Source organism: Acidovorax sp. FW305-C-20-28 (assembly GCF_058783375.1).
Genome location: NZ_JBYSYM010000001.1, coordinates 506,134 through 527,258, shown reverse-complemented (window position 1 = coordinate 527,258; position 21,125 = coordinate 506,134). Strand labels below are relative to the sequence as shown.

19 protein-coding genes are annotated in these 21,125 nt (G+C 69.4%); 14 read left to right on the top strand and 5 right to left on the bottom strand.

Going from position 1 to position 21,125, the window contains the following annotated elements:
* Positions 1–40 precede the first annotated feature (40 nt).
* The 14 genes from AC3WOH_RS02470 to AC3WOH_RS02405 all read left to right on the top strand — a co-directional run bounded on the left by AC3WOH_RS02470 (position 41) and on the right by AC3WOH_RS02405 (position 15,986).
* Complete coding sequence (locus tag AC3WOH_RS02470; protein WP_492227814.1) at positions 41–775, top strand: TetR/AcrR family transcriptional regulator; 735 nt, start codon at positions 41–43, stop codon at positions 773–775.
* A complete protein-coding gene (locus tag AC3WOH_RS02465; protein WP_492227813.1) occupies positions 772–2,199 on the top strand; it encodes an efflux transporter outer membrane subunit in 1,428 nt (475 codons plus the stop codon). Before AC3WOH_RS02470 ends, AC3WOH_RS02465 begins: the two co-directional genes overlap by 4 nt.
* Positions 2,200–2,247: 48 nt before the next feature.
* The gene (locus AC3WOH_RS02460; RefSeq protein ID WP_492227812.1) at positions 2,248–3,465 is read left to right on the top strand and encodes an efflux RND transporter periplasmic adaptor subunit; all 1,218 of its coding nucleotides are present in this window, start codon (positions 2,248–2,250) and stop codon (positions 3,463–3,465) included.
* Between the two features lie 22 nt (positions 3,466–3,487).
* Positions 3,488–6,598, top strand: coding sequence for an efflux RND transporter permease subunit (locus AC3WOH_RS02455; protein ID WP_492227811.1), 3,111 nt, complete (start codon positions 3,488–3,490; stop codon positions 6,596–6,598).
* 99 nt (positions 6,599–6,697) lie between these two features.
* Positions 6,698–7,906, top strand: a complete 1,209-nt coding sequence (locus AC3WOH_RS02450) for an HD-GYP domain-containing protein (protein ID WP_492227810.1) — start codon at positions 6,698–6,700, stop codon at positions 7,904–7,906.
* A gap of 240 nt (positions 7,907–8,146) precedes the next feature.
* Complete coding sequence (locus tag AC3WOH_RS02445) at positions 8,147–8,728, top strand: glutathione peroxidase (RefSeq protein ID WP_492227809.1); 582 nt, start codon at positions 8,147–8,149, stop codon at positions 8,726–8,728.
* A 246-nt stretch (positions 8,729–8,974) separates the two neighbouring features.
* Entirely contained in the window at positions 8,975–10,285 is a 1,311-nt protein-coding gene (locus AC3WOH_RS02440; RefSeq protein ID WP_492227808.1) for an NAD(P)/FAD-dependent oxidoreductase, read from the top strand.
* The gene (locus AC3WOH_RS02435) at positions 10,282–11,076 is read left to right on the top strand and encodes a DUF1365 domain-containing protein (protein WP_492227807.1); all 795 of its coding nucleotides are present in this window, start codon (positions 10,282–10,284) and stop codon (positions 11,074–11,076) included. The genes AC3WOH_RS02440 and AC3WOH_RS02435 overlap by 4 nt, the downstream gene beginning before the upstream one ends.
* Before the next feature lie 17 nt (positions 11,077–11,093).
* Positions 11,094–12,317 (top strand): class I SAM-dependent methyltransferase, encoded by a 1,224-nt coding sequence (locus tag AC3WOH_RS02430; RefSeq protein ID WP_492227806.1) that lies wholly within the window; start codon positions 11,094–11,096, stop codon positions 12,315–12,317.
* 10 nt (positions 12,318–12,327) lie between these two features.
* Positions 12,328–12,903, top strand: coding sequence for a chalcone isomerase family protein (locus AC3WOH_RS02425; protein WP_492227805.1), 576 nt, complete (start codon positions 12,328–12,330; stop codon positions 12,901–12,903).
* Entirely contained in the window at positions 12,900–14,195 is a 1,296-nt protein-coding gene (locus tag AC3WOH_RS02420; RefSeq protein ID WP_492227804.1) for an MFS transporter, read from the top strand. Before AC3WOH_RS02425 ends, AC3WOH_RS02420 begins: the two co-directional genes overlap by 4 nt.
* Entirely contained in the window at positions 14,195–14,743 is a 549-nt protein-coding gene (locus AC3WOH_RS02415; RefSeq protein WP_492227981.1) for a DUF3833 domain-containing protein, read from the top strand. Before AC3WOH_RS02420 ends, AC3WOH_RS02415 begins: the two co-directional genes overlap by 1 nt.
* Positions 14,740–15,522: an SDR family NAD(P)-dependent oxidoreductase gene (locus tag AC3WOH_RS02410; protein WP_492227803.1), complete on the top strand. Its 783-nt coding sequence runs from the start codon at positions 14,740–14,742 to the stop codon at positions 15,520–15,522. The genes AC3WOH_RS02415 and AC3WOH_RS02410 overlap by 4 nt, the downstream gene beginning before the upstream one ends.
* A gap of 8 nt (positions 15,523–15,530) precedes the next feature.
* Positions 15,531–15,986 (top strand): nuclear transport factor 2 family protein, encoded by a 456-nt coding sequence (locus AC3WOH_RS02405; RefSeq protein WP_492227802.1) that lies wholly within the window; start codon positions 15,531–15,533, stop codon positions 15,984–15,986.
* Between the two features lies 1 nt (position 15,987).
* Here the strand turns inward: AC3WOH_RS02405 and AC3WOH_RS02400 are convergent, their stop codons facing one another.
* The 5 genes from AC3WOH_RS02400 to AC3WOH_RS02380 form a co-directional block, all read right to left on the bottom strand.
* Positions 15,988–16,890 (bottom strand): sugar phosphate isomerase/epimerase family protein, encoded by a 903-nt coding sequence (locus tag AC3WOH_RS02400; protein ID WP_492227801.1) that lies wholly within the window; start codon positions 16,888–16,890, stop codon positions 15,988–15,990.
* Between the two features lie 14 nt (positions 16,891–16,904).
* Positions 16,905–17,798, bottom strand: a complete 894-nt coding sequence (locus tag AC3WOH_RS02395) for a 4-hydroxyphenylpyruvate dioxygenase (protein ID WP_492227800.1) — start codon at positions 17,796–17,798, stop codon at positions 16,905–16,907.
* 26 nt (positions 17,799–17,824) lie between these two features.
* Complete coding sequence (locus AC3WOH_RS02390) at positions 17,825–18,685, bottom strand: shikimate dehydrogenase (protein WP_492227799.1); 861 nt, start codon at positions 18,683–18,685, stop codon at positions 17,825–17,827.
* Between the two features lie 80 nt (positions 18,686–18,765).
* Positions 18,766–19,770, bottom strand: coding sequence for a TRAP transporter substrate-binding protein (locus AC3WOH_RS02385; RefSeq protein WP_492227798.1), 1,005 nt, complete (start codon positions 19,768–19,770; stop codon positions 18,766–18,768).
* A gap of 60 nt (positions 19,771–19,830) precedes the next feature.
* Positions 19,831–21,111 (bottom strand): TRAP transporter large permease, encoded by a 1,281-nt coding sequence (locus AC3WOH_RS02380; protein WP_492227797.1) that lies wholly within the window; start codon positions 21,109–21,111, stop codon positions 19,831–19,833.
* Positions 21,112–21,125: the final 14 nt, after the last annotated feature.

Genomic DNA, 21,125 nt, shown 5'->3' with positions numbered 1-21,125 from the left:
TTAAACACTTGTTTGAATTATGGTGGTCTAATCCACCGCCATGCCTTCTGACCCGCCGATTTCCCCGCCTGCCGCCAAGCGCGCAGCGCGCCCGCCACGGGCTGCGCGCAGCGATGGCGACGACACGCGCGCACGCCTGCTGCAGGCCGCGCTGCGGCTGTTTTCCGAGCATGGCTTTGCGCGCACCTCGGTGCGCGCCATCGCGGTCGCGGCCGGCACCAACGTGGCCGCCATCGGCTACCACTTCGGCGACAAGGCGCAGCTGTACACGGCCACCTTCTACGAGCCCTTTGGCAGCGGCAGCGACCTCATCGAGGTGTTTGCCGCCCCCGGGCTCAGCTTGCAACAGGCACTCCAGAACTACTTCACGGGGCTGCTGGAGCCGCTCAAGCACGACGACCTGGTGCGCCAGGCCACGCGCCTGCATGTGCGTGAGCTGCTCGAACCCACCCACGTCTGGCCCGAGCTGATCGAGCGCGAATGCAAGGCCCCGCACCTGGCGCTGGCACGCCTGCTGTGCGAGCACATGGGCGTGCCCGAGATCGACGACGACATGCACCGCCTGGCGTTCTCGATCGGCGGCCTGGTCATGCTGCTGTGGACCCAGCGCGACGCCATCGCCGCCATTGCCCCCCAACTCGCAGGCCCCGCCACCGCGGACGCCTGGGCCGAACGCCTGACCGGCTATGCCATGTCCATGATCCAGGGCGAAGTGGCACGCCGCCAGGCACTGCGCGAACCGCGCGGGCACAACAACAAGGAGGAAGAGGAATGACATTGCTTGTTCGAACCCTGGGCGTTTGCAGCGTGCTGCTGCTTGGCGCCTGCAGCACGGCGCGGCCCCCCGCGGCGGTCGAGGCCCGGCCGCCCGCCAGCTGGACCGCGCCGCTGCCACACGGCGGCCAGATGGCCGACCTCGCGCAGTGGTGGCGCCAGTGGAACGACCCCGCGCTGGTGCCCCTGATCGAAGCCGCGCAGGGCATCAGCCCGAGCGTGGCCCAGGCGCGCTCGCGCCTGCTGCAGGCCCGTGCCACCCAGACCACGGCGGGCGCGGCCCTCCTGCCCACGCTCGATGCCCAGGCAACCTCCAGCCGCGGCGCCAACGCCCAGGTCGGCAGCCTGGCCACCACCTCCCAAGCCGGCCTGCAGGCCGCCTGGGAGGTGGACCTGTTCGGCGCCAATGCCGCCACGCGCGACGCGGCCAGCGAGCGCCTGGCCGGCGCCCAGGCCCTGTGGCACGAAGCCCGCGTGAGCGTGGCGGCGGAGGTGGCGCAGCAGACCAGCAGCCTGCGCACCTGCCTGCAGCAGCTCGACGTGGCCGAGCGCGACGCGCGCTCGCGCGGCGAGACCTCGCGCCTGTCGGACCTGAGCGAGCGCGCCGGCTTCACGGCACCGGCCACGGCGGCCCTGGCACGCGCCAGCGCTGCCGAGGCGACGGCGCGCGCCTCGCAGCAGCGCATGCAGTGCGATGTGGAGTTCAAGACCCTGGTGGCCCTGACCGGACAGGACGAGGCCGCGCTGCGCCAGCTGATCACGGCCACGCCCATCACCCCGGCACCGGACAGCCTGTTCGCCATCGCTGCCTTGCCGGCGCAGGTGATCTCCCAGCGCCCCGACGTGTACAACGCCGAGCGCGAGGTGGCTGCGGCCAGCGCCGAGGTGGGCAGTGCCCAGGCCCAGCGCTACCCGCGCCTGTCGCTCAGCGGCAATATCGGCAAGGCCTGGGTCCGCACGGGCGGCACCGGCAACGAGGTGGACGCCTGGACCCTGGGCCCGCTGTCGCTGAGCCTGCCGCTGTTCGACGGCGGCCGCCGCGCCGCCCAGGTGGATGCCGCCCGCGCGCGCTACGACGAGTCGGTGGCGCTGTACCGCGCCAGCATCCGCCGCGCCGTGAGCGAGGTCGAGCAGGCCCTGGTGCGGCTGCAGAGCACGGCCGAGCGCAACGCCAGCGCCCGCGCCGCGGCCGAAGGCTACCGCGTGTCCTTCGATGCCACCGACGCGCGCTGGCGCGGCGGCCTGGCCAGCCTGGTGGAACTGGAAGACGCGCGCCGCACCGCACTGGCCGCGCAGAACGCCGTGCTGGCCCTGCAGCACGAGCGCCAGTCCGCCTGGATCGCGCTGTACCGCGCAGCCGGCGGCGGCTGGGACAGCACCACCGTCCCGGGCCTGGCCGAGACCGCCCAGGCCGGCACCCGCTGAGCCCGTCTCCCCATTTCCTGACACCTTCCGGATGAACGGACCCTTTCCATGAACCAGTTCAAACTCTCCGCTTCCGCGCTGGCCGTTGTGGCCGCCTGCGTCCTTCTCGCCACTGGCGCCCTGGTGTTTTCCGGCGCCTCGCGCGCGGCCGACGAGCCCAAGGCCAACCAGCCGCGCCCCGCGCTGACCGTGACCACGGCCCAGCCCCAGCGCACCGCCGTGCCCCTGCGCCTGGCCGCCAACGGCAACGTGGCCGCCTGGCAGGAGGCCATCATCGGTGCCGAAAGCAACGGCCTGCGCCTGACCGACGTGCGCGTGAACGTGGGCGACGTGGTCAAGCGCGGCCAGGTGCTGGCCACCTTCTCGGCCGAAACCACGCAGGCCGAGGTGGCCCAGGGCCGCGCCAGCCTGCTCGAAGCCCAGGCCACGGCCGCCGAGGCCGCCGCCAATGCCGAACGGGCGCGCTCGCTGCAGGCCTCCGGCGCCTTGAGCCAGCAGCAGATCCAGCAGTACACCACGGCCGAGAAGACGGCCCAGGCCCGCGTGGAAGCGGCCCAGGCCCTGCTCAACGCCCAGCAGCTGCGCCTCAAGTACACCCAGGTGGTGGCGCCCGACAGCGGCATCATCTCGGCGCGCAGCGCCACGGTGGGCGCGGTCGTGGGGGCCGGCACCGAGCTGTTCCGCATGGTGCGCAAGGGCCGGCTGGAGTGGCGTGCCGAAGTCACCTCGACCGAACTGGCACGCATCCAGCCCGGCTCCAAGGTCAGCGTGACGGCGGCCAGCGGCACCACCGTGCAGGGCACGGTGCGCATGGTCGGCCCCACGGTGGACCCGCAGACGCGCAACGCCCTGGTCTATGTGGACCTGCCGTCGTCCGCCACGGACACGCCCGCCGACCCCAAGCTCGCGCTCAGCGCCATCCTGCCGGGCATGTTCGCGCGCGGCGAGTTCGCCCTGGGCAGCAGCGAGGCCATGACCGTGCCGCAGGAAGCCCTGGTGGTGCGCGATGGCTTCTCCTACGTGTTCGCGCTGGGCAGCGACCAGCGCGTGCAGCAGCGCAAGATCCAGACCGGCCGGCGCGTGGGCGACCGGGTGGAGGTGCTCTCGGGCCTGGAGCCCGCGACCGCCATTGCCGTGCGCGGCGCCGGCTTCCTCAACGATGGCGATCTGGTGCGCGTCTCCAACAGCGCGCCGGTCGGGGTGCAGGGCACGGCGACCGTGCCCACGGCGGCCAAGGCGGCAGCCCCGGCCTCGGCCACCAAGTAAAGCAGTACAAGGAGCATTCACCATGAATGTGTCTACCTGGTCGATCAAGAACCCCATACCGGCACTGATGCTGTTCGTGCTGCTGACCTTCGGCGGCCTGCTGTCCTTCAACGGCATGAAGGTGCAGAACTTCCCCGACATCGACCTGCCCACGATCTCGGTCACCATCTCGCTGCCCGGCGCCTCGCCCGCGCAGCTGGAGAACGACGTCGCGCGCAAGGTCGAAAGCTCGATCGCCACGCTGCAGGGCTTGAAGCACATCTACACCAAGGTGCAGGACGGCGGCGCCACCATCACGGCCGAGTTCCGCCTGGAAAAGCCCACGCAGGAAGCGCTCGATGACGTGCGCTCGGCCGTGGCGCGCGTGCGCGGCGACCTGCCCGGTGACGTGCGCGACCCCATCGTGACCAAGATGGACCTGGCAGCCCAGCCGGTGCTGGCCTTCACCATCGCCTCGCGCCGCATGGACGACGAGGCCCTGTCCTGGTTCGTCGACAACGATGTGGCCAAGAAACTGCTGGCCGTGCGCGGCGTGGGCGCCGTGAACCGCGTGGGCGGCGTGGACCGCCAGGTGCATGTGGCGCTCGACCCCGTGAAGCTGCAGGCCCTGGGGGCGACGGCGGCCGATGTCTCGCGCCAGCTGCGCCTGGTGCAGACCGAAAGCGCCGGCGGCCGCACCGACCTGGGCGGCAGCGAGCAACCCGTGCGCACCCTGGCCACCGTGCAATCGGCCCAGGAGCTGGCAGGCCTCACGCTGTCCCTGTCCGACGGCCGCCATGTGCGCCTGGACCAGGTGGCAACGGTGTCCGACACCTTCGCAGATCCGCGCTCCATGGCCCTGCTCAACGGCAAGCCCGTGGTGGGCTTCGAGGTGGCCCGCAGCAAGGGCGCGAGCGAGGTGGAAGTGGGCGCCGCCGTGCAGGCGGCCCTCACCGAGATGCGCGCCCAGCACCCGGACCTGGAGATCACCGAAGCCTTCAACTTCGTGACCCCCGTGCAGGAGGAGTACGACGGCTCCATGCACCTGCTGTACGAAGGCGCACTGCTGGCCGTGCTGGTGGTGTGGCTGTTCCTGCGCGACTGGCGCGCGACCTTCGTCTCGGCCGTGGCGCTGCCGCTGTCGGTGATCCCGGCCTTCATCGGCATGTACCTGCTGGGCTTCTCGATCAACGTGATCACGCTGCTGGCGCTGTCACTGGTGGTCGGCATCCTGGTGGACGATGCGATCGTGGAGGTGGAGAACATCGTGCGCCACCTGCGCATGGGCAAGACGCCCTACCAGGCGGCCATGGAAGCGGCGGACGAGATCGGCCTGGCCGTGGTGGCCACCACGTTCACGCTGATCGCGGTGTTCCTGCCTACCGCCTTCATGAGCGGCATCGCAGGCAAGTTCTTCAAGCAGTTCGGCTGGACGGCGGCGCTGGCCGTGTTCGCATCGCTGGTCGTGGCACGCGTGCTCACGCCCATGATGGCGGCCTACATCCTGAAGCCCATCGTGGACGAGCACAAGGACCCGCGCTGGATGGGCTGGTACCTGCGCTGGGCCGCCTGGTGCATCAAGCACCGCTGGATCACCTTCATCGCCACGGGTGCCTTCTTCATCGGCTCGCTGGCGCTGATCCCGCTCCTGCCCACGGGCTTCATCCCGCCGGACGACAACTCCCAGACCCAGGTCTACCTGGAGCTGCCGCCCGGCGCCACGCTGGCGCAGACCCGCGTGGTGGCCGAGGACGCGCGCCAGCGCGTGGCCGCGGTGAACCATGTGAAGAGCGTCTACACCACCATCGGCGGCGGCTCGGCCGGCTCCGACCCCTTCATGGGCAGTGCCAACGCCGAGACACGCAAGGCCACGCTCACCATCCTGCTGGCCGACCGCGGCGACCGGCCGCGCAAGCAGGGCATCGAGAACCAGATCCGCGCTGCGCTGGAGAGCCTGCCCGGCGTGCGCAGCAAGGTCGGCCTGGGCGGCTCGGGCGAGAAGTACGTGCTGGTGCTCACGGGCGATGATCCGCAGGCGCTGCAGACAGCCTCTCTCGCCGTGGAGAAGGACCTGCGCACCATCCCCGGCCTGGGCAGCGTGTCGTCCACCGCCAGCCTGATCCGCTCGGAGATCGCGGTGCGCCCCGACTTTGCGCGCGCCGCCGACCTGGGCGTGACCAGCAGCGCCATCGCCGAGACTCTGCGCATCGCCACCGTGGGCGACTACGACGTGTCCCTGCCCAAGCTCAACCTGGCCTCGCGCCAGGTGCCCATCGTCGTCAAGCTGCAGGACGGCGCGCGCCAGGACCTGTCGCTGCTCGAACGCCTGGCCGTGCCGGGTGCCAAGGGCCCGGTGATGCTGGGCCAGGTGGCGACGTTGGAGTTCAGCGGCGGCCCGGCGGTGGTGGACCGCTACGACCGCTCGCGCAACGTGAACTTCGAGATCGAGCTCTCGGGCCTGCCCCTGGGTGACGTGACGAAGGCCGTGGCGGAACTGCCATCCATCAAGAACCTGCCGCCCGGCGTGCGCCAGATCACCATCGGCGATGCCGAGGTGATGGGCGAGCTGTTCGCCAGTTTCGGCCTGGCCATGCTCACCGGCGTGCTGTGCATCTACATTGTGCTGGTGCTGCTGTTCAAGGACTTCCTGCACCCCGTGACCATCCTGGCCGCCCTGCCACTGTCGCTGGGCGGGGCCTTCGTGGGCCTGCTGATCGCGCAGAAGAGCTTCTCCATGCCTTCGCTGATCGGGCTCATCATGCTCATGGGCATCGCCACCAAGAACTCCATTCTGCTGGTGGAGTACGCCATCCTGGCGCGGCGCGAGCACGGCATGACGCGCTTCGAGGCCCTGATCGACGCCTGCCACAAGCGCGCACGGCCCATCATCATGACCACGCTGGCCATGGGTGCGGGCATGCTGCCGATTGCCGTGGGCTTCGGCGCGGCCGACGCGAGCTTCCGCTCGCCGATGGCGGTGGCCGTGATCGGCGGGCTGATCACCTCGACCTTCCTGAGCCTGCTGGTGATCCCGGCCGTGTTCACCGGGGTGGACGACGTGGGCCAGTGGTTCGGCCGCATGCAGCGGCGCCTGCGCGGCCTGCCGCCGCGCGCGCCGGCGGCCAAGCCGGAGCAGGCACCGGCCATTCCCTGAGGGCGGCGGGGAACCCGCTCATCCGCGTAAAAGGGCGCAAACCACCCGGGTTTGCGCCCTTTAACACGCACGGGGGCGGCAGGATAATGGTGCACCCCTATGAAGCTCGTCACCATCAACGTCGGATCCATCCAGCTCGGCCAACCGCTGCCCTTCGCCTTGCGGGGTGCCGATGGCACATTGCTGGCCCAAAAAGGCTTCGTGGTGAACACCCGGGACGAGCTGGGCAGCATGGTCACCCGGGGCCGCCAGCTGTGCGTGGACGTGGAAGAGTCTGGCGAAAGCTACCGCGCCTATGTGGCCCAGCTGCAGCGCATGCTGCGGCAGGACACCAACCTCGGTGAGCTCGCCTCCGTCAAGATGACCGCGGGCGCCCACGCCGCTTCGCGCGAGCGCGACGCTCCGCCCTACGTGGTGGACTGGCCCGCCCTGCAGGAACGCACCACCCAGCTGCTGCGCCACCCGCACGCCATCGATTTTCCGGACCGCTTCCAGCCCCTGCATGCCGAGCTGGCACGCAACTGCGAGCAATCGCCCGACGCCACGCTGCTGGCCCTGATCTACCTGTCGGCCCAGGAGACGCGCATGTACAGCGGCACCCACGCCATGCTGGTGGCCTGCGTCTGCATGGTCGTGGCCCGGGAGATGCTGCGCTGGCCCGCGAGCCAGGTCCAGGTGGTGGGGCAGGCGGCCCTCACCATGAACATCGCCATGACCGAGTTGCAGGACCAGCTGGCCCAGCAGGCCCAACCCCTGACCTCGACCCAGATCACCGCCGTGGAAAACCATGCGGCCCGCTCCGAAGCCCTGCTGCGCGAACTGGGGGTGCACAGCGAGATGTGGCTGGAGGCCGTGCGCCATCACCATCACCGCACCCCGGGGGCGTTCAGCCAGAAGAGCCCCGCCCTGCAGATGGCCCGGCTGATCCAGCGGGCCGACGTCTTCGGCGCACGGCTGGCGCCACGCGCAGCGCGCTCGCCCATGCCGGTGACGGCCGCCATGCAGGCCAGCTACTACGACGAGGAGCAGAAGGTCGACGAAGCCGGCGCTGCCCTGGTCAAGGCCCTGGGCATCTACCCTCCGGGCGCCTTCGTCAAGCTCGCCAGCCAGGAAGTGGCCGTGGTGCTGCGCCGCGGCAGCACCGGCACGACACCGCGCGTGGCGGTGGTCACCAACCGCCTGGGCATGCCCACGGGTGAGCTGATCCCCCGCGACACCGCCCAGCCCCAGTGGAAGATCGTCGGTGTGGTCGCGCACAAGGACGTGCGCGTCAAGCTCTCGCTCAACCGGCTGCTGCCGCTGGTTTGAGCCCCGCGCCCGCGGGCGCTCCTCTTTTTCTTTGTCGCTCTTCCCGGGTTTCCAGCAGCCCAGGGAGGTGCCGGCGCATCCGAGTGCTTCTTCGCTGCGTACTTCCCCATGCCAGCACCACCGTGGCGCCGCTGCAGGCCATGGCAGGCCAGAAAAACCAATCAGTACAAATAAAAACCTATCTGGACAAAATATGATTCATTGGTTAAATTGCTCCACAACAACACGGGAGGTGCTCTCATGACCCAGTTTTCGCGCCTTGGTACCCTGGCCCCGGTGGTGGCCCTGCTGTGGTTCGGTGCCGCACCGGCGGCCCTTGCCGCGCCGCCTGAATCCTGCCCGGCCACGCTGCAGCACACCTACCCACGGCTGCAGGACGAGAAGCCGCAATCGCTGTGCCAATACAGTGGCAAGGTCGTGCTGGTGGTCAACACGGCCAGCTTCTGCGGTTTCACGGGGCAGTACAAGGGCCTCGAAGAACTCCACGCGCGCTACAAGGACAAGGGCCTGGTGGTGCTGGGCTTTCCCAGCAACGACTTCTCGCAGGAAACCGGCAGCAACCAGCAGATCGCGGATTTCTGCGAAAACACCTTCGGGGTGAAGTTCCCCATGTTCGCCAAGAGCGTGGTCACGGGCCCCGAGGCCTCGCCCCTGTTCCGCCAGTTGGCCCAGATGTCGGGCCCGCCGCGCTGGAACTTCCACAAGTACCTTCTGGGCCGCGACGGCAAGCTCGTGGACAGCTACACCAGCCTCACGGCACCCGACAGCAAAAGCCTGGTCCGGGCCATCGAGCAGCAGCTGGCGGCTGCACCAAATCGGTGAGCGTGAAATGTTTTCTTTACATTTCTTCAAAAAATTGCAGGCGAACCTCTGGAACTTCTGCGGAACGTCCTTACTCTATCGAACGCAAGGACGTGATGAGCGTCCCTCCGTTTTACCGTTGCGAAGCCTTTCGGTCCCACAGGTTCCGACTGCCCTCCTGGAGCGCTTCTCCTCCCTCCCTCTCTTATTCGTTTCGGGACGCTTCGCAACTTTTTTATTCAGCCTGCCGGCCAGAGGGAGCCGGCCATGAAGATCGCCATCATCGGCGCCGGCATCTCGGGCCTGGCAGTGGCCCACCGGCTGCGCGGCCAGGCCGACATCACCCTTTTTGAAGCGGGCCGCTATTTCGGCGGCCATACGCACACGGTCGACGTGACCCTGCCCGGCACCGAGGGCCGGGACGTGGCCTGCGGCGTCGACACCGGCTTCCTGGTGTTCAACGAACGCACCTACCCGAACCTGATCCGCCTGCTGGCCGAGCTCGGTGTGGAGACGGCGAAGTCCGACATGTCGTTCTCGGTGCAGGTGCCCCGGGCCCTGGTTGGCGGGCAGCCGCTGGAGTGGAGCGGCACCAGCCTGTCGACCGTGTTCGCCCAGCGCGGCAACCTCGTGAACCCGCGCTTCCTGGGCATGCTCTACGACCTGCTGCGCTTCAACCGGCTGTGCACCCAGCTGGCGCAGCAGGGGGCCGATGCCGCGCTGATGCAGCCGCTCGGCGACTTTCTGAAAGAGCACGGCTTCGGCGAGGCTTTCCGCGACTGGTACTTCCTGCCCATGCTGGGCTGCATCTGGAGCTGCCCGACCGACCAGATGCTGCAGTTCCCCGTGGCCACCATGGTCCGCTTTTGCCACAACCATGGCCTCATCCAGGTGAGCAACCGGCCCCAGTGGTGGACCGTGGCCGGCGGCGCGCGCCGTTACGTGGACCGGATCGTCGCCGGCATCCAGGACAAGCGCCTGGCCACCCCCGTGCGCCGCATCGAGCGCGACGCCGCCGGCGTGCGCGTGGTGACCGCCGGCAACACCGAGCATTTCGACCAGGTGGTGCTGGCCACCCACTCGGACCAGGCGCTGGCGCTGCTGGCCCAGCCCACGCTGCAGGAGCGCGCGGTGCTCGGCGCCATCCGCTACCAGGCCAACCACGCCGTGTTGCACACCGACACCACGGTGCTGCCCACGCGCCGTGCCGCCTGGGCCGCGTGGAACTACGAGCGTGCCCCCGAGCGCAGCCGCGAATCGGCCCGCGTCTGCCTGCACTACCTGATCAACCAGCTGCAGCCTGTGCCCTTCGCGCAGCCGGTGCTGGTCTCGCTCAACCCGGTGTCAGAGATCGACCCGGCCCAGGTCATCGGTCGCTACGACTACGCCCACCCGGTCTTCGACCTGGCGGCCATCCGTGCGCAGAAGGGCGTGCCGCAGCTGCAGGGCCGCGAACGCACCTGGTTCTGCGGCGCCTGGACGGGCTACGGCTTCCATGAAGACGGGCTGAGTTCGGGCCTGGCCGTGGCCGAGCAACTGCAGGCCCGCCTGCCGGCACCGCTGGCGGAGGCCGCATGACGACAGGCACCCCGCGCACCACAGAGCCGCTGCTGGGCTTTGGCCAAGTGCGCCATACCCGGCTGCGCCCCGCGCGGCATGCCTTCGCCTACCCCACCTTCTTCCTCATGCTGCCCCTGCGCACCCTGGGCCGCGATGCGCAGGCCCCGGGCCTGCTGGCCATGAACCGGCGCGGTGCCATCAGCTTCCACGACGCCGACCACGGCGATGGCCGCGGCCCCGCGCAGGGCGGAGCGCTCGCCTGGATCGACGAATTGCTGCAGGCCGAGGGCATCACCGACGCCACGGGCGAGGCCTGGCTGCACTGCTACCCGCGCGTGCTCGGCTACACCTTCAAGCCCGTGAGCTTCTGGTACTGCCACCGCGCGGACGGCAGCCTGCGCGCCATCGTGGTCGAGGTCAACAACACCTTCGGCGAGCGCCACTGCTACCTGCTGGACGCGCCGCGCTACGGCGCCGAGCAGCATGCGCGCAAGGTCTTCCATGTCTCGCCGTTCTGCGACCTCAGCGGCGGCTACCGCTTTCGCTTCCTGCGCACCGGCCAGGACGGCACGGAACGCACGGTGGTGCGCATCGACCACGACGACGCCCAGGGGCCGCTGCTGCAGACCAGCGTGAGCGGCACGCTCGAACCCATCACCCGCGCCACGCTGCGCCATGCCCTCTGGGGATATCCCGCGATGACGCTGGCGCTGATCGCCCGCATCCACTGGCAGGCGCTGCGCCTGTGGACCAAGCGCGTGCGCTTTCACCGCAAACCCGAGACGCCCGCCTCCTTTGTGACCCGCTGACCCGGAAAGACCTCGCCATGCACCACAGCACCACGCTCCCACGCGCCCTGCCAGCAGGCACGCCGGCCGCCGCACGCACGGCCCTCCAGCTCATGCAGCGCCTGCAGCATGGCAGCCTCACCGTGCAGCTGCCCGATGGCACGCTGCAGCACTTCGGCGACCACCAGGGCGCCGGGCCGGCCGCGGCCATCACCCTGCGCAACTGGAACGTCTGCAAGGCGGCACTCAAGTCCGGCGACATCGGCTTTGCCGAAAGCTACATCGCGGGCGACTGGACCACACCGAACCTGACGGACCTGCTGCGCGTCTTCATCGCCAACCGCCAGCAGGTGGAGAGCGTGATCTACGGCTCCTGGGCCGGCCGCTTGCTCTACCGCATCAAGCACCTGCTCAACCGCAACACGCGTGCCAACAGCCAGAAGAACATCCATGCCCACTACGACCTGGGCAATGCCTTCTACACCCTGTGGCTGGACGACACGATGAACTATTCGTCGGCCTGGTTCGAGGGCGATGCCGGCGGCGACATGCGCACGGCCCAGCACGCCAAGGTGCGCCGTGCCCTGCGCATGGCGGGCGTGCAGCCGGGCGACCGGGTGCTGGAGATCGGCTGCGGCTGGGGCGCCCTGGCCGAGATGGCGACCACCGAATTCGGGGCCTCGCTGACCGGCGTGACGCTGTCGACCGAACAACTGGAATTCGCGCGCCAGCGCATGGACAGGGGTGGTGTGGCGGCCCAGGCAGACCTGCGCCTGCAGGACTACCGTGACATCGCCGACGGCCCCTACGACGCCATCTGCTCCATCGAGATGGTCGAGGCCGTGGGGCGCGAATACTGGCCCACCTACTTCCAGGCCGTGCGGCGCCTGCTCAAGCCCGGCGGGCGGGCCTGCATCCAGAGCATCGTGATCGACGACGGCCTGTTCGAGCGCTACATCAGCTCCACCGACTTCATCCAGCAGTACATCTTTCCGGGTGGCTGCCTGCCCTGCCCGCGCGAGTTCCGCCGCGAGGCCGAGGCCGCAGGGCTGCGCGTGGTGGACGAGTTCGCCTTCGGCCAGGACTATGCCGAGACGCTCAGGCGCTGGCGCGAGCGCTTCCTGGCCCAGCGCACGCAGATCCTCGCGCTCGGCTTCGACGAGCGTTTCCTGCACATCTGGGAGTTCTACCTGGCCTATTGCGAGGCGGCCTTCGCCATGGAGAACATCAACCTCGTGCAGTACACGCTGGTGCGCGACTGAGCCCATGGCCATGAAGCAAGTCGCCGTGCTCTCCCTGGCCCTGGCCAGTGGCGCCATGCTGCTGGGCCCCGGCCTGGCCATGGGCCAGGTGCCCGCCGTGGCACCAGTCCCTGCCATGGCACCGCTGCCCGGCCTGCGCCAGGCGGGCCAGGGCACGCTGCGCTTCCTGGGCTTTCCGGTCTACAGCGCCCAGCTGTGGGTGAGCCCCGGCTTCGAGGCCAGCGACTACAGCGCCCGGCCCCTGGTGCTGCAGCTGGAGTACCAGCGCGACTTCACGGCCGAGGCGATTGCCAAGCGCTCGATCCAGGAGATGCGGCGCGTGGGCCGCTTCACGCCGGCACAGGCCGCCCGCTGGCAACAGGCCCTGCAGGCCGCCCTGCCCGACGTGAAGGCCGGCGACCAGTTGAGCGGCATCTACCAGCCCGGGGCGGGCGCCGTGTTCCAGATGGGCGGGCAGGTGGTCGGTGAGGTCCAGGACCCCGAATTCGCGCGCCTGTTCTTCGGCATCTGGCTGTCGCCCCGCACCTCCGAGCCGGCCTTGCGCCAGGCGCTGATCGCGCCGCCGCCCGCCGCGCAGGCACCATGACCATGGCCGCAGCATTGCCCTGGCGCCAGGGGCTGGCCTATGGCCTGCTCGGGCTGCCGCTGGCTTTCGTGGCCCTGCCGCTGTATGTGCTGCTGCCCCACCACTATGCACGCGAGTTCGGCATGCCGCTGGCCACACTGGGCGGCGTGCTGCTGGCCGCACGCCTGTTCGACGCCCTGTCGGACCCGCTGCTCGGCCGCTGGGCCGACCGGCTGTTCGAACGCTCGCCGCTGGCCGTGCTCTCCACCGGGGCCGTGTCCGCGGTGGTGCTGGCCGTCGGGCTCACCGCCCTGTTCTTCCCCCGGGTGCAGGGCCAGGGGGCGCTCACCGCCTGGGCTCTGGCCTGCCTGCTGGTGAGCTACCTGGCCTACAGCCAGCTCGGCATTGCGCACCAGTCCTGGGGCGCGCGCCTGGGCGGGGACGAGTTGCAGCGCAGCCGCATCGTGGCCTGGCGCGAAGGCGCTGCGCTGGCCGGCGTGGTGCTCGCCTCGGTGCTGCCCGCCTTGCTGGGCCTGCCGGTGATGCTGGGTGTGTTTGCCGCCACCCTGGTGCTGGGCTGGCTGGCCTGGCTGCGCGCCCCCAGGCCAGCCCCATCGCCACCAGAGGCCACGGGCCTTGCCGACCTGTGGCGGCCCTGGGCCCGGCCCGCCTTCCGGCGCCTGCTCGTGGTGTTCGTGCTCAACGGCATCGCCAGCGCCATCCCGGCCACACTGGTGCTGTTCTTCATCCAGGACCGGCTGCAGGCCCCGCCGGGCCGGGAGCCGATGTTCCTGGCCGCCTACTTCCTCACGGCGGCGCTCTCGATCCCGCTGTGGCTGCGGGCCGTGGCGCGCTGGGGGCTGGCCCGCAGCTGGCTGGCGGGCATGCTGCTGGCCGTGGCGGTGTTCGGCTGGACGGCGCTGCTGGGCACGGGCGACAGCGGGCCCTTCCTGGCCGTGTGCGCGCTCTCGGGCATGGCCCTGGGCGCGGACCTGGCCCTGCCCGGCGCCCTGCTGGCCGGTGTGGTGGCGGCCGCAGGCGACAGCGGCCGGCAGGAGGGCGCCTACTTCGGCTGGTGGAACTTTGCCACCAAGCTCAACCTGGCGCTCGCCGCCGGCCTGGCGCTGCCCCTGCTCGACGCCCTGGGCTATACACCCGGCACGCGCAGTACGGAGGGCCTGCACACCCTCACGCTGGCCTATGCCGTGCTGCCCTGCGCCCTGAAGCTGGCGGCAGCAGCGGCGCTGTCTTTCCTGCTCCTGCGGCAGCCCCTTGCCGCAGCCCCTCTTCCATCGCTTGGAGGCCAGCCATGATGCAGCGGCGCCGACTTCTTCTCGCGGCCACGGCCGTGGCCACCCCTGTGCTGCTGCCCGGCTGCGCCGGCCAGAGCGTGGCCGACTATGCGGCCGAAAAGCCGGTGCTCGACCTGGCGCAGTATTTCAACGGCATCGTCGATGCGCACGGCATGTTCCAGGACCGCAGCGGCAAGGTCGTCAAGCGCTTCAGCGTGGTCATGCACTGCCAGTGGACCGGCGACCAGGGCGTGCTGGACGAAGCCTTCACCTACTCGGACGGCAGCACGGAACGGCGCATCTGGCGCCTCGTGCGCGGCGCCGATGGCCGCTACACCGGCACGGCCGGCGACGTGGTCGGCCAGGCCACGGGCCAGGTGCGCGGCAACGCCTTCCACTGGACCTATACGCTGGCCCTGCCCGTGGACGGCACGGTCTACCACGTGGACATGGACGACTGGATGTACCAAATGGACGAGCGCATCATGCTCAACCGCGCCACCATGCGCAAGTTCGGCGTGCGCCTGGGCGAGGTCACGCTGTCGTTCACGAAGCGGGCGGTGCCATGAGCCTCAACCCCGCCCTGCGCGACTGGCACGGCCGCCGGGCCTGGCTGATCGGTGCCTCCAGCGGCATCGGTCGCGCCACGGCATCGGCCTTGCATGCGCGCGGCGCTGCCGTCATCGTCTCGGCCCGCAGCGAGGCGGCACTCAACGCCTTTGCCGTGCAACACCCGGGCAGCCTGGCCCTGCCGGTGGACACGGGTGTGCCCGAGGCAGTGCGCACGGCCGCCGCCCAGGTGCTGGCCACAGGCCCGCTGGACCTGGTGTGCTACTGCGCCGGCACCTACCGCGGCATGCGCGCCACCGAATTCAACCTGGCCGAGATGCTGCACCACGAGCAGGTGAACTACACCGGCGCCTTGCACGTACTCGGCGCGGTGCTGCCGGCCATGCTGGCATCGGCCCGCGCAGGGCGTGCCGGGCACATCGGCCTGGTCAGCAGCGTGGCCGGCTTTCGCGGTCTGCCCAAGAGCCTGGCCTATGGCCCGACCAAGGCGGCGCTGATCAATCTGGCCGAGACCCTGTACCTGGACCTGCACGACCTGGGCATGGGCGTGAGCGTGATCAACCCCGGCTTCGTGGCCACGCCGCTGACCGAGGGCAATGACTTCGACATGCCCGCCCTGATCAGCCCGGAAGCAGCCGCCGCGGCGATCCTGAAGGGCTGGGCGCAGGGCCAGTTCGACATCCATTTCCCCAAGCGCTTCACGCGCGTGATGAAAATGCTGCGCGTGCTGCCCTATGGGTGGTACTTTCCAGCCATCCGCAAATTCACCGGACTTTGAAGCCCTGCATGCCCACCGACGCCACCGCAGCATCCACCGAAGAGGCCGTCACCCGCGTGGTGGCGTTTTTCGAGACCCTGGCCCCGGCCGACGTGGCGGCGCTGGGCCGGCTCTATGCGGCCGATGCGCGCTTCAAGGATCCGTTCAACGAGGTGCAGGGCGTGCCCGCCATAGAGCGCATCTTCGGGCATATGTTCGAGGCGCTCGACCAGCCGCGCTTCGTGGTCACCGGGCGCGTGGTGCAGGGGCCGCAGTGCTTTCTGACCTGGGAGTTCCTGTTCGCCTTCCGCAACTTCGACAAGGGCGTGACCCAGACCGTGCGCGGCGCCTCGCACCTGGTGTTCGACGACCAGGGCCTGGTCACGCTGCACCGCGACTACTGGGACGCCGCCGAGGAGCTGTACGAAAAGCTGCCAGTGCTAGGCGGGCTGATGCGCTGGCTCAAGAAGCGCGCCAACAGCTGAATCAAACCGCGCGCAGCCGCAGGTCCCCCGGCAACGGCACGGCACGCTGCAACACCCCTTCGGCCAGCCACACCGCGCTGTCCCAGGCGCGGCTTGCCACATAGGGCAGGGGCAGCTGCTGGTAGTCGTCGTTGAAGACCTCGAAGCTGTAGTCGCCCCGATAACCCATGGCATCGAGCGTGCGCACCAGCTCCACCAGCGCCTGGCTGTGCACGCCCTCGCCGGGAAACACGCGGAAGTGCCGCGCGGTCTCGATGCGCTCCTGCACCGTGCGCGTTTCCTGCCACATGAAGTCCGACAGCTGCACGAGGTAGATGCGCTCCGGGTCGATGCCGTCGAGGGCCGACAGGGGCGTGCCTGTGGCGAACTGGTGGTAGGAATCGATGGCCAGGCCGAGGTTGGGGCAGTCGGCCCGCTGCACCGCGGCCCAGGCCTGGTGCACTTCATTGATGTGCCGCCCCCATGACAGGCCCTCGAAGGCAATGCGGATGCCATGGGGCAGCGCCAGCATCGCGAGCTTGCGCAGGTCGCACGCAATGGCCTCGGGGTCGTCGGTGGCGTGCAGCGAGGTGGAGCTGCAGGCCAGCAGCACGCGCGTGCCCAGGGCCCGCGCCATGAGGATCATCTGCTGGGCGATACCCACCTTGTAGCTGTGCAGGTGGCCCGACAGCCCCTCGAAATCGCGCAGCACCTGGAAACCCGTGACGCGCAGGCCGCTTTCGCGCACGGCCTGCACAGCGGCATCGATGCCCGCAGGGTGGCCCACGAGATCGCGTGCGGCCAGCATGATCTGGCCGAAGCCGGCGGCCTTCACGGCGGCCAGCTTGGCCTCCAGCGGGCCGGCGAGGCTGATGGTGTCCATGCCGAAATCGGCGACATTGCGTTGCATGGCGTGGGCGTGCATGGTGAGGCAGTCCTTCAGCGGGGGTCGAGCACCAGCTCGAAGCTGGCGCCGCCGGATTCGGCCCGGGTCAGCGCGCCGCGCGTGCCGCTGTGCACGCCCGTGGGCGATTCGACGAAATCCACGCCCTGCGCGCGCAGCGCCGCCACGATGGCCAGCACGTCGCCGGTGCCGAAGGCCACGCGCTGCAGCTGCTCGCCCGGGTCGGCATCGAGCGCGTCAATCAGCGGCTCGATGAGCTGCCAGTACAGCGTGCCGCAGGGGCTGGCGAGGATGCGCCCCTGCGTGAGCACGCCGAAGGTCTGCTCGGGCGGCAGCTCGGCAAAGCCGAACAGTGCGCCATAGAAGGCCGTCCAGTCGGCCAGCCGGTCCAGGCCGATGTACTGCACCAGGCCGAACAGGTGCAGGCCGTGCTGCGCGGGCGGATGCGGGTCCACCGTGGGGATGGGCACGAAGTCCACGTCGTAGATAGAGAACTCGCGGTGCCTGTCGACAAAGTAGATGCGGCTGGTGCCCACGCCATGGATGGCAGGGATGTTGAGCTCCATCACCTGGACCTCGGTGTGCACGGCCCATGCGCCCAGTTCCAGCACACGCCGGTAGGCTGCGGCCGCATTGCCCACGCGGAACGCGATGGCGGACAGCACCGGAGCATCTCCAGGTGCGGGCGCACCTGGCGTGTCGCCCTCGGCCTGGTGGGCATTGACGATGATGTTCATGCCCCCCTGGCGGTACAGCAGCACCTCGCGCGAGCGGTGGCGTGCCACGGGCTTGAAGCCCATGCGCTCCAGCGCCTGGCCCATGGCCTGGGGGCGGGCCGTGGCGTATTCGATGAACTCCACGCCCTGCAGGCCCAGGGGGTTGGGCAGGGTGCCCAGGGATTCGCGGTCGGCCGCCATCGGTGTGCTCATGGCTTGTGCTCCAGAAGAAGAGGGGGTCAGCGGGCGGCCACCAGCCGGCGGAAATGGGAGTCCATGCGGGCCGCATCGGGCGCGGCGCCGGTGAACAGTTCGAAGGCGCCGACCGCCTGGCCCACGGCCATGCCGCCACCGTCCGAGACGCGGCAGCCCAGTGCGCGTGCGGCGCGCACCAGAGCGGTTTCCAGCGGAAAGTAAACGACTTCCGAGACCCACATTGCGGGGCGCAGGAGCCCCGCATCCAGGGGCAGGCCGGGCAGCTTGTCCATGCCCGTGGGCGTTGCGTGGATCAGCCCGGTGGCCTGGGCCATGGCGCTGGCGATGTCCGCAGCCCCGGCGCGCGCACCGTAGAGTGCGTTGACGTCCGCCGCGAGCTGCGCGGCACGCTCGGGCTGGGCATCGACGATGGACAGGCGCTGCGCGCCCAGCCGCAGCACGGCATGGGCAATCGCCGCACCGGCACCGCCGGCGCCCAGCAGCACCACATGCGCCAGGTCGGCCTGCGGCAGGGCGCGCTGGAAGCCCCAGGCCCAGCCGGAGCCGTCGGTGTTGTGCCCCACCAGCCGGCCCTCCTGCACCACCACGGTGTTCACCGCCCCCATGGCCCGCGCCTCTTCGGACAGGGCATCGAGGTGCGGGATCACGGCCTGCTTGCAGGGGTAGGTCACGTTGCAGCCCGCATAGCCCATGATGCGCGCAGCCGCGAGCAAGGTGGGCAGCTGTTCGGGCGACGAGGCGGAACGATCCAGATCGATCAACTGGTAGTGCAGGCGCATGCCGTGGTGGCGCGCCTCCTCTTCGTGCAGGGCGGGCGACAGCGACTGCTGGATGCCGGCGCCGATCAGCCCGATCAGCACCTTGCGGGGGCTCGTGGAAGACATGGCGGACAGGGGTTCGGGGTGCAATGGGCGCATGGGATGGGCAGCGGAGGCCAGGAAGGGCCCCCGCAATGCCGGCTTGCTTACTTGCCGCCGCGCAGCTTGGCCAGCGTGGCGTAGACCTCCTGCACCGTCTCGGCACCGACCTTGTCGCTGTGTTTCTCGACCACGGGCTTGACCTTGGCGCGCAGCTTGTCGAGCTCGGCGGGCGAAAACTCGGTGACCTGCATGCCGGCCTTCTTGAGGTCTTCCAGTGCCACGTCGGCCTGCGTGCGCGAGACATTGCGCTGGAAGGTGGTGGCCTCGGCCATGGCTTCGCTCACGGCCTTCTGGTCGGCGGCGTTCAGGCTGTCCCAGAACTTCTTGCTGACGATCACGGCCTGGGGGTTGTACATGTGGCGTGTGACCGTGAGGTGCTTTTGCACTTCGGCGAACTTGGACGAGAGGATGGTCGAGAACGGGTTCTCCTGGCCGTCCACGGCCTTCTGCTCCATGGCGGTATAGAGCTCTGGGAAGGGCATGGGCACGGCGTTGGCGCCCAGCGCATTGAACATGTCGATGTAGATCGGCGACTGGATCACGCGGATCTTCAGGCCCGCGATGTCCTCGGCCTTGGTGATGGGTTTCTTGCTGTTGGTGAGGTTGCGAAAGCCCAGTTCCCAATAGCCCAGGCCCACCAGGTTCTTGGCAGCGAGCTTGTCGAGCAGCTTCTTGCCGAAGGGGCCGTCGGTCACGGCATCGGCCTCCTGCGGCGTGGCGAACAGGAAGGGGAAGTCGTAGATGCCGAACTCCTTGGCCTGGGCCGAGAGGATGCCGGCGTTGAGTACTGTCATCTCCACCGTGCCGCCCTGCAGCGCCGACACGGTCTGCAGGTCGCCGCCCAGCGTGCCGCCGGGGAAGAGCTTGACCGCGATGCGCCCGTTGGTCTTGGCGGCCACGAGGTCGGCGAACTTCTGCGCGCCCTGGGCCTGCGGGTGCTCCTTCTGGTTCTGGAAGGCGAACTTGATGGTGCGCTCCTGCGCCTGGGCGCCGGGCAGCAGCGATGCGGCCACCAGGGCCGTGGCAAGCAGGGTCTTCAAGAGTTTCATGGATGTCTCCTTGGTTTTAGGACGGGCAGAAATGGGGGACGGCAGGGAGGGGCGGGCGGATCAGCCGCTGAGCCAGCGCAGCGGCACGGTGACGAGCGCGGGGAACATCACCAGCAGGAACATCACCACGAACTGCGCCAGCATGAAGGGCATGACGCCGCGCGTCACCTGGCCCATGGAGATGCGGCCCACGCCGGCCACGACGTTGAGCACGGTGCCCACAGGCGGGGTGATCAGGCCGATGGAGTTGTTGATGATGAAGAGCACGCCAAAGTAGACCGGGTCGATGCCGGCGGCCTTGACCACCGGCATCAGCACGGGGGTCATGATGAGGATGGTGGGCGTCATGTCCATGGCCGTGCCGATCACCATGACCAGCACCATGATGGCCACGAGCAGCAGGGTGGGGTTGCCCATGAAGGGTTCGAGCATGCCGATCACCTTGCTCGGCAGGTCGGCCACCGTGATGAGCCAGGCCGACACCATGGCGGCGGCCACCAGGAACATGATCACGGCACTGGTGCGCGCGGCGGCCTGGAAGATGCCCGCCAGCTCGCGCCAGCTGAGTTCGCGGTAGACCACCATGGAGATGATCAGGGCGTACATGGCGGCCACCACGGCGGCCTCGGTGGGCGTGAACACGCCCATGCGCAGCCCCACCAGGATGATGACCGGCAGACCCAGGGCCCAGCCCGCCTCGCGCAGCGCCGTGCGCAGCTCGGCCCGCGTGGCGCGCGGTGGTGGCGTGACCTTTTCGCTGCGGCCCAGCCACCACCAGGTCAGTGCCATGCCCACGGCCAGCAGGATCCCGGGAAAGATGCCCGCCAGGAACAGCTTGCTGATGGAGACATTGGCGGCCACGCCGAAGATCACGAAGCCGATGGACGGCGGGATGATGGGGCCGATGACACCGGCCGAGGCGATGAGGCCGGCCGAACGTTCCTTGGCATGGCCTGCGGCCACCATCATGGGCAGCAGTAGTGAGGTCAGCGCGGCCGCATCGGCCACGGCCGAGCCCGACACGGCCGACAGAATGACCGCCGCCATGATGACCACGTAGCCCAGGCCCCCGGGAATGTGCCCGACCAGCGCCAGCGCCAGCTTGACGATGCGCTTGGACAGGCCGCCCACGTTCATGATTTCGCCGGCCAGCATGAAGAAGGGCACGGCCAGCAGAGGAAAGCTGTCGGCCCCGTTGATCACGTTCTGCGCGAGGATCTGCGCGTCGAACAGGTCGAGATGCCACATCAGCGCCACGCCGCTGATCAGCAGCGCGTAGGCGATGGGGATGCCGATGGCCATGGCCAGCAACAGGGAGCCGATGAAGATCGCGACGGTCATGGTGTGTGTCTCTG

What these genes read in the sequence shown, in the direction of transcription:
- AC3WOH_RS02430 (WP_492227806.1), top strand. Translation starts at nt 11,094, where the DNA reads ATGCACCACAGCACCACGCTCCCACGCGCCCTGCCAGCAGGCACGCCG.
- AC3WOH_RS02465 (WP_492227813.1), top strand. Translation starts at nt 772, where the DNA reads ATGACATTGCTTGTTCGAACCCTGGGCGTTTGCAGCGTGCTGCTGCTT.
- AC3WOH_RS02425 (WP_492227805.1), top strand. Translation starts at nt 12,328, where the DNA reads ATGAAGCAAGTCGCCGTGCTCTCCCTGGCCCTGGCCAGTGGCGCCATG.
- AC3WOH_RS02435 (WP_492227807.1), top strand. Translation starts at nt 10,282, where the DNA reads ATGACGACAGGCACCCCGCGCACCACAGAGCCGCTGCTGGGCTTTGGC.
- AC3WOH_RS02440 (WP_492227808.1), top strand. Translation starts at nt 8,975, where the DNA reads ATGAAGATCGCCATCATCGGCGCCGGCATCTCGGGCCTGGCAGTGGCC.
- AC3WOH_RS02400 (WP_492227801.1), bottom strand. Translation starts at nt 16,890, where the DNA reads ATGCACGCCCACGCCATGCAACGCAATGTCGCCGATTTCGGCATGGAC.
- AC3WOH_RS02420 (WP_492227804.1), top strand. Translation starts at nt 12,900, where the DNA reads ATGACCATGGCCGCAGCATTGCCCTGGCGCCAGGGGCTGGCCTATGGC.
- AC3WOH_RS02470 (WP_492227814.1), top strand. Translation starts at nt 41, where the DNA reads ATGCCTTCTGACCCGCCGATTTCCCCGCCTGCCGCCAAGCGCGCAGCG.
- AC3WOH_RS02390 (WP_492227799.1), bottom strand. Translation starts at nt 18,685, where the DNA reads ATGTCTTCCACGAGCCCCCGCAAGGTGCTGATCGGGCTGATCGGCGCC.
- AC3WOH_RS02460 (WP_492227812.1), top strand. Translation starts at nt 2,248, where the DNA reads ATGAACCAGTTCAAACTCTCCGCTTCCGCGCTGGCCGTTGTGGCCGCC.
- AC3WOH_RS02450 (WP_492227810.1), top strand. Translation starts at nt 6,698, where the DNA reads ATGAAGCTCGTCACCATCAACGTCGGATCCATCCAGCTCGGCCAACCG.
- AC3WOH_RS02380 (WP_492227797.1), bottom strand. Translation starts at nt 21,111, where the DNA reads ATGACCGTCGCGATCTTCATCGGCTCCCTGTTGCTGGCCATGGCCATC.
- AC3WOH_RS02455 (WP_492227811.1), top strand. Translation starts at nt 3,488, where the DNA reads ATGAATGTGTCTACCTGGTCGATCAAGAACCCCATACCGGCACTGATG.
- AC3WOH_RS02445 (WP_492227809.1), top strand. Translation starts at nt 8,147, where the DNA reads ATGACCCAGTTTTCGCGCCTTGGTACCCTGGCCCCGGTGGTGGCCCTG.
- AC3WOH_RS02405 (WP_492227802.1), top strand. Translation starts at nt 15,531, where the DNA reads ATGCCCACCGACGCCACCGCAGCATCCACCGAAGAGGCCGTCACCCGC.
- AC3WOH_RS02415 (WP_492227981.1), top strand. Translation starts at nt 14,195, where the DNA reads ATGCAGCGGCGCCGACTTCTTCTCGCGGCCACGGCCGTGGCCACCCCT.
- AC3WOH_RS02385 (WP_492227798.1), bottom strand. Translation starts at nt 19,770, where the DNA reads ATGAAACTCTTGAAGACCCTGCTTGCCACGGCCCTGGTGGCCGCATCG.
- AC3WOH_RS02395 (WP_492227800.1), bottom strand. Translation starts at nt 17,798, where the DNA reads ATGAGCACACCGATGGCGGCCGACCGCGAATCCCTGGGCACCCTGCCC.
- AC3WOH_RS02410 (WP_492227803.1), top strand. Translation starts at nt 14,740, where the DNA reads ATGAGCCTCAACCCCGCCCTGCGCGACTGGCACGGCCGCCGGGCCTGG.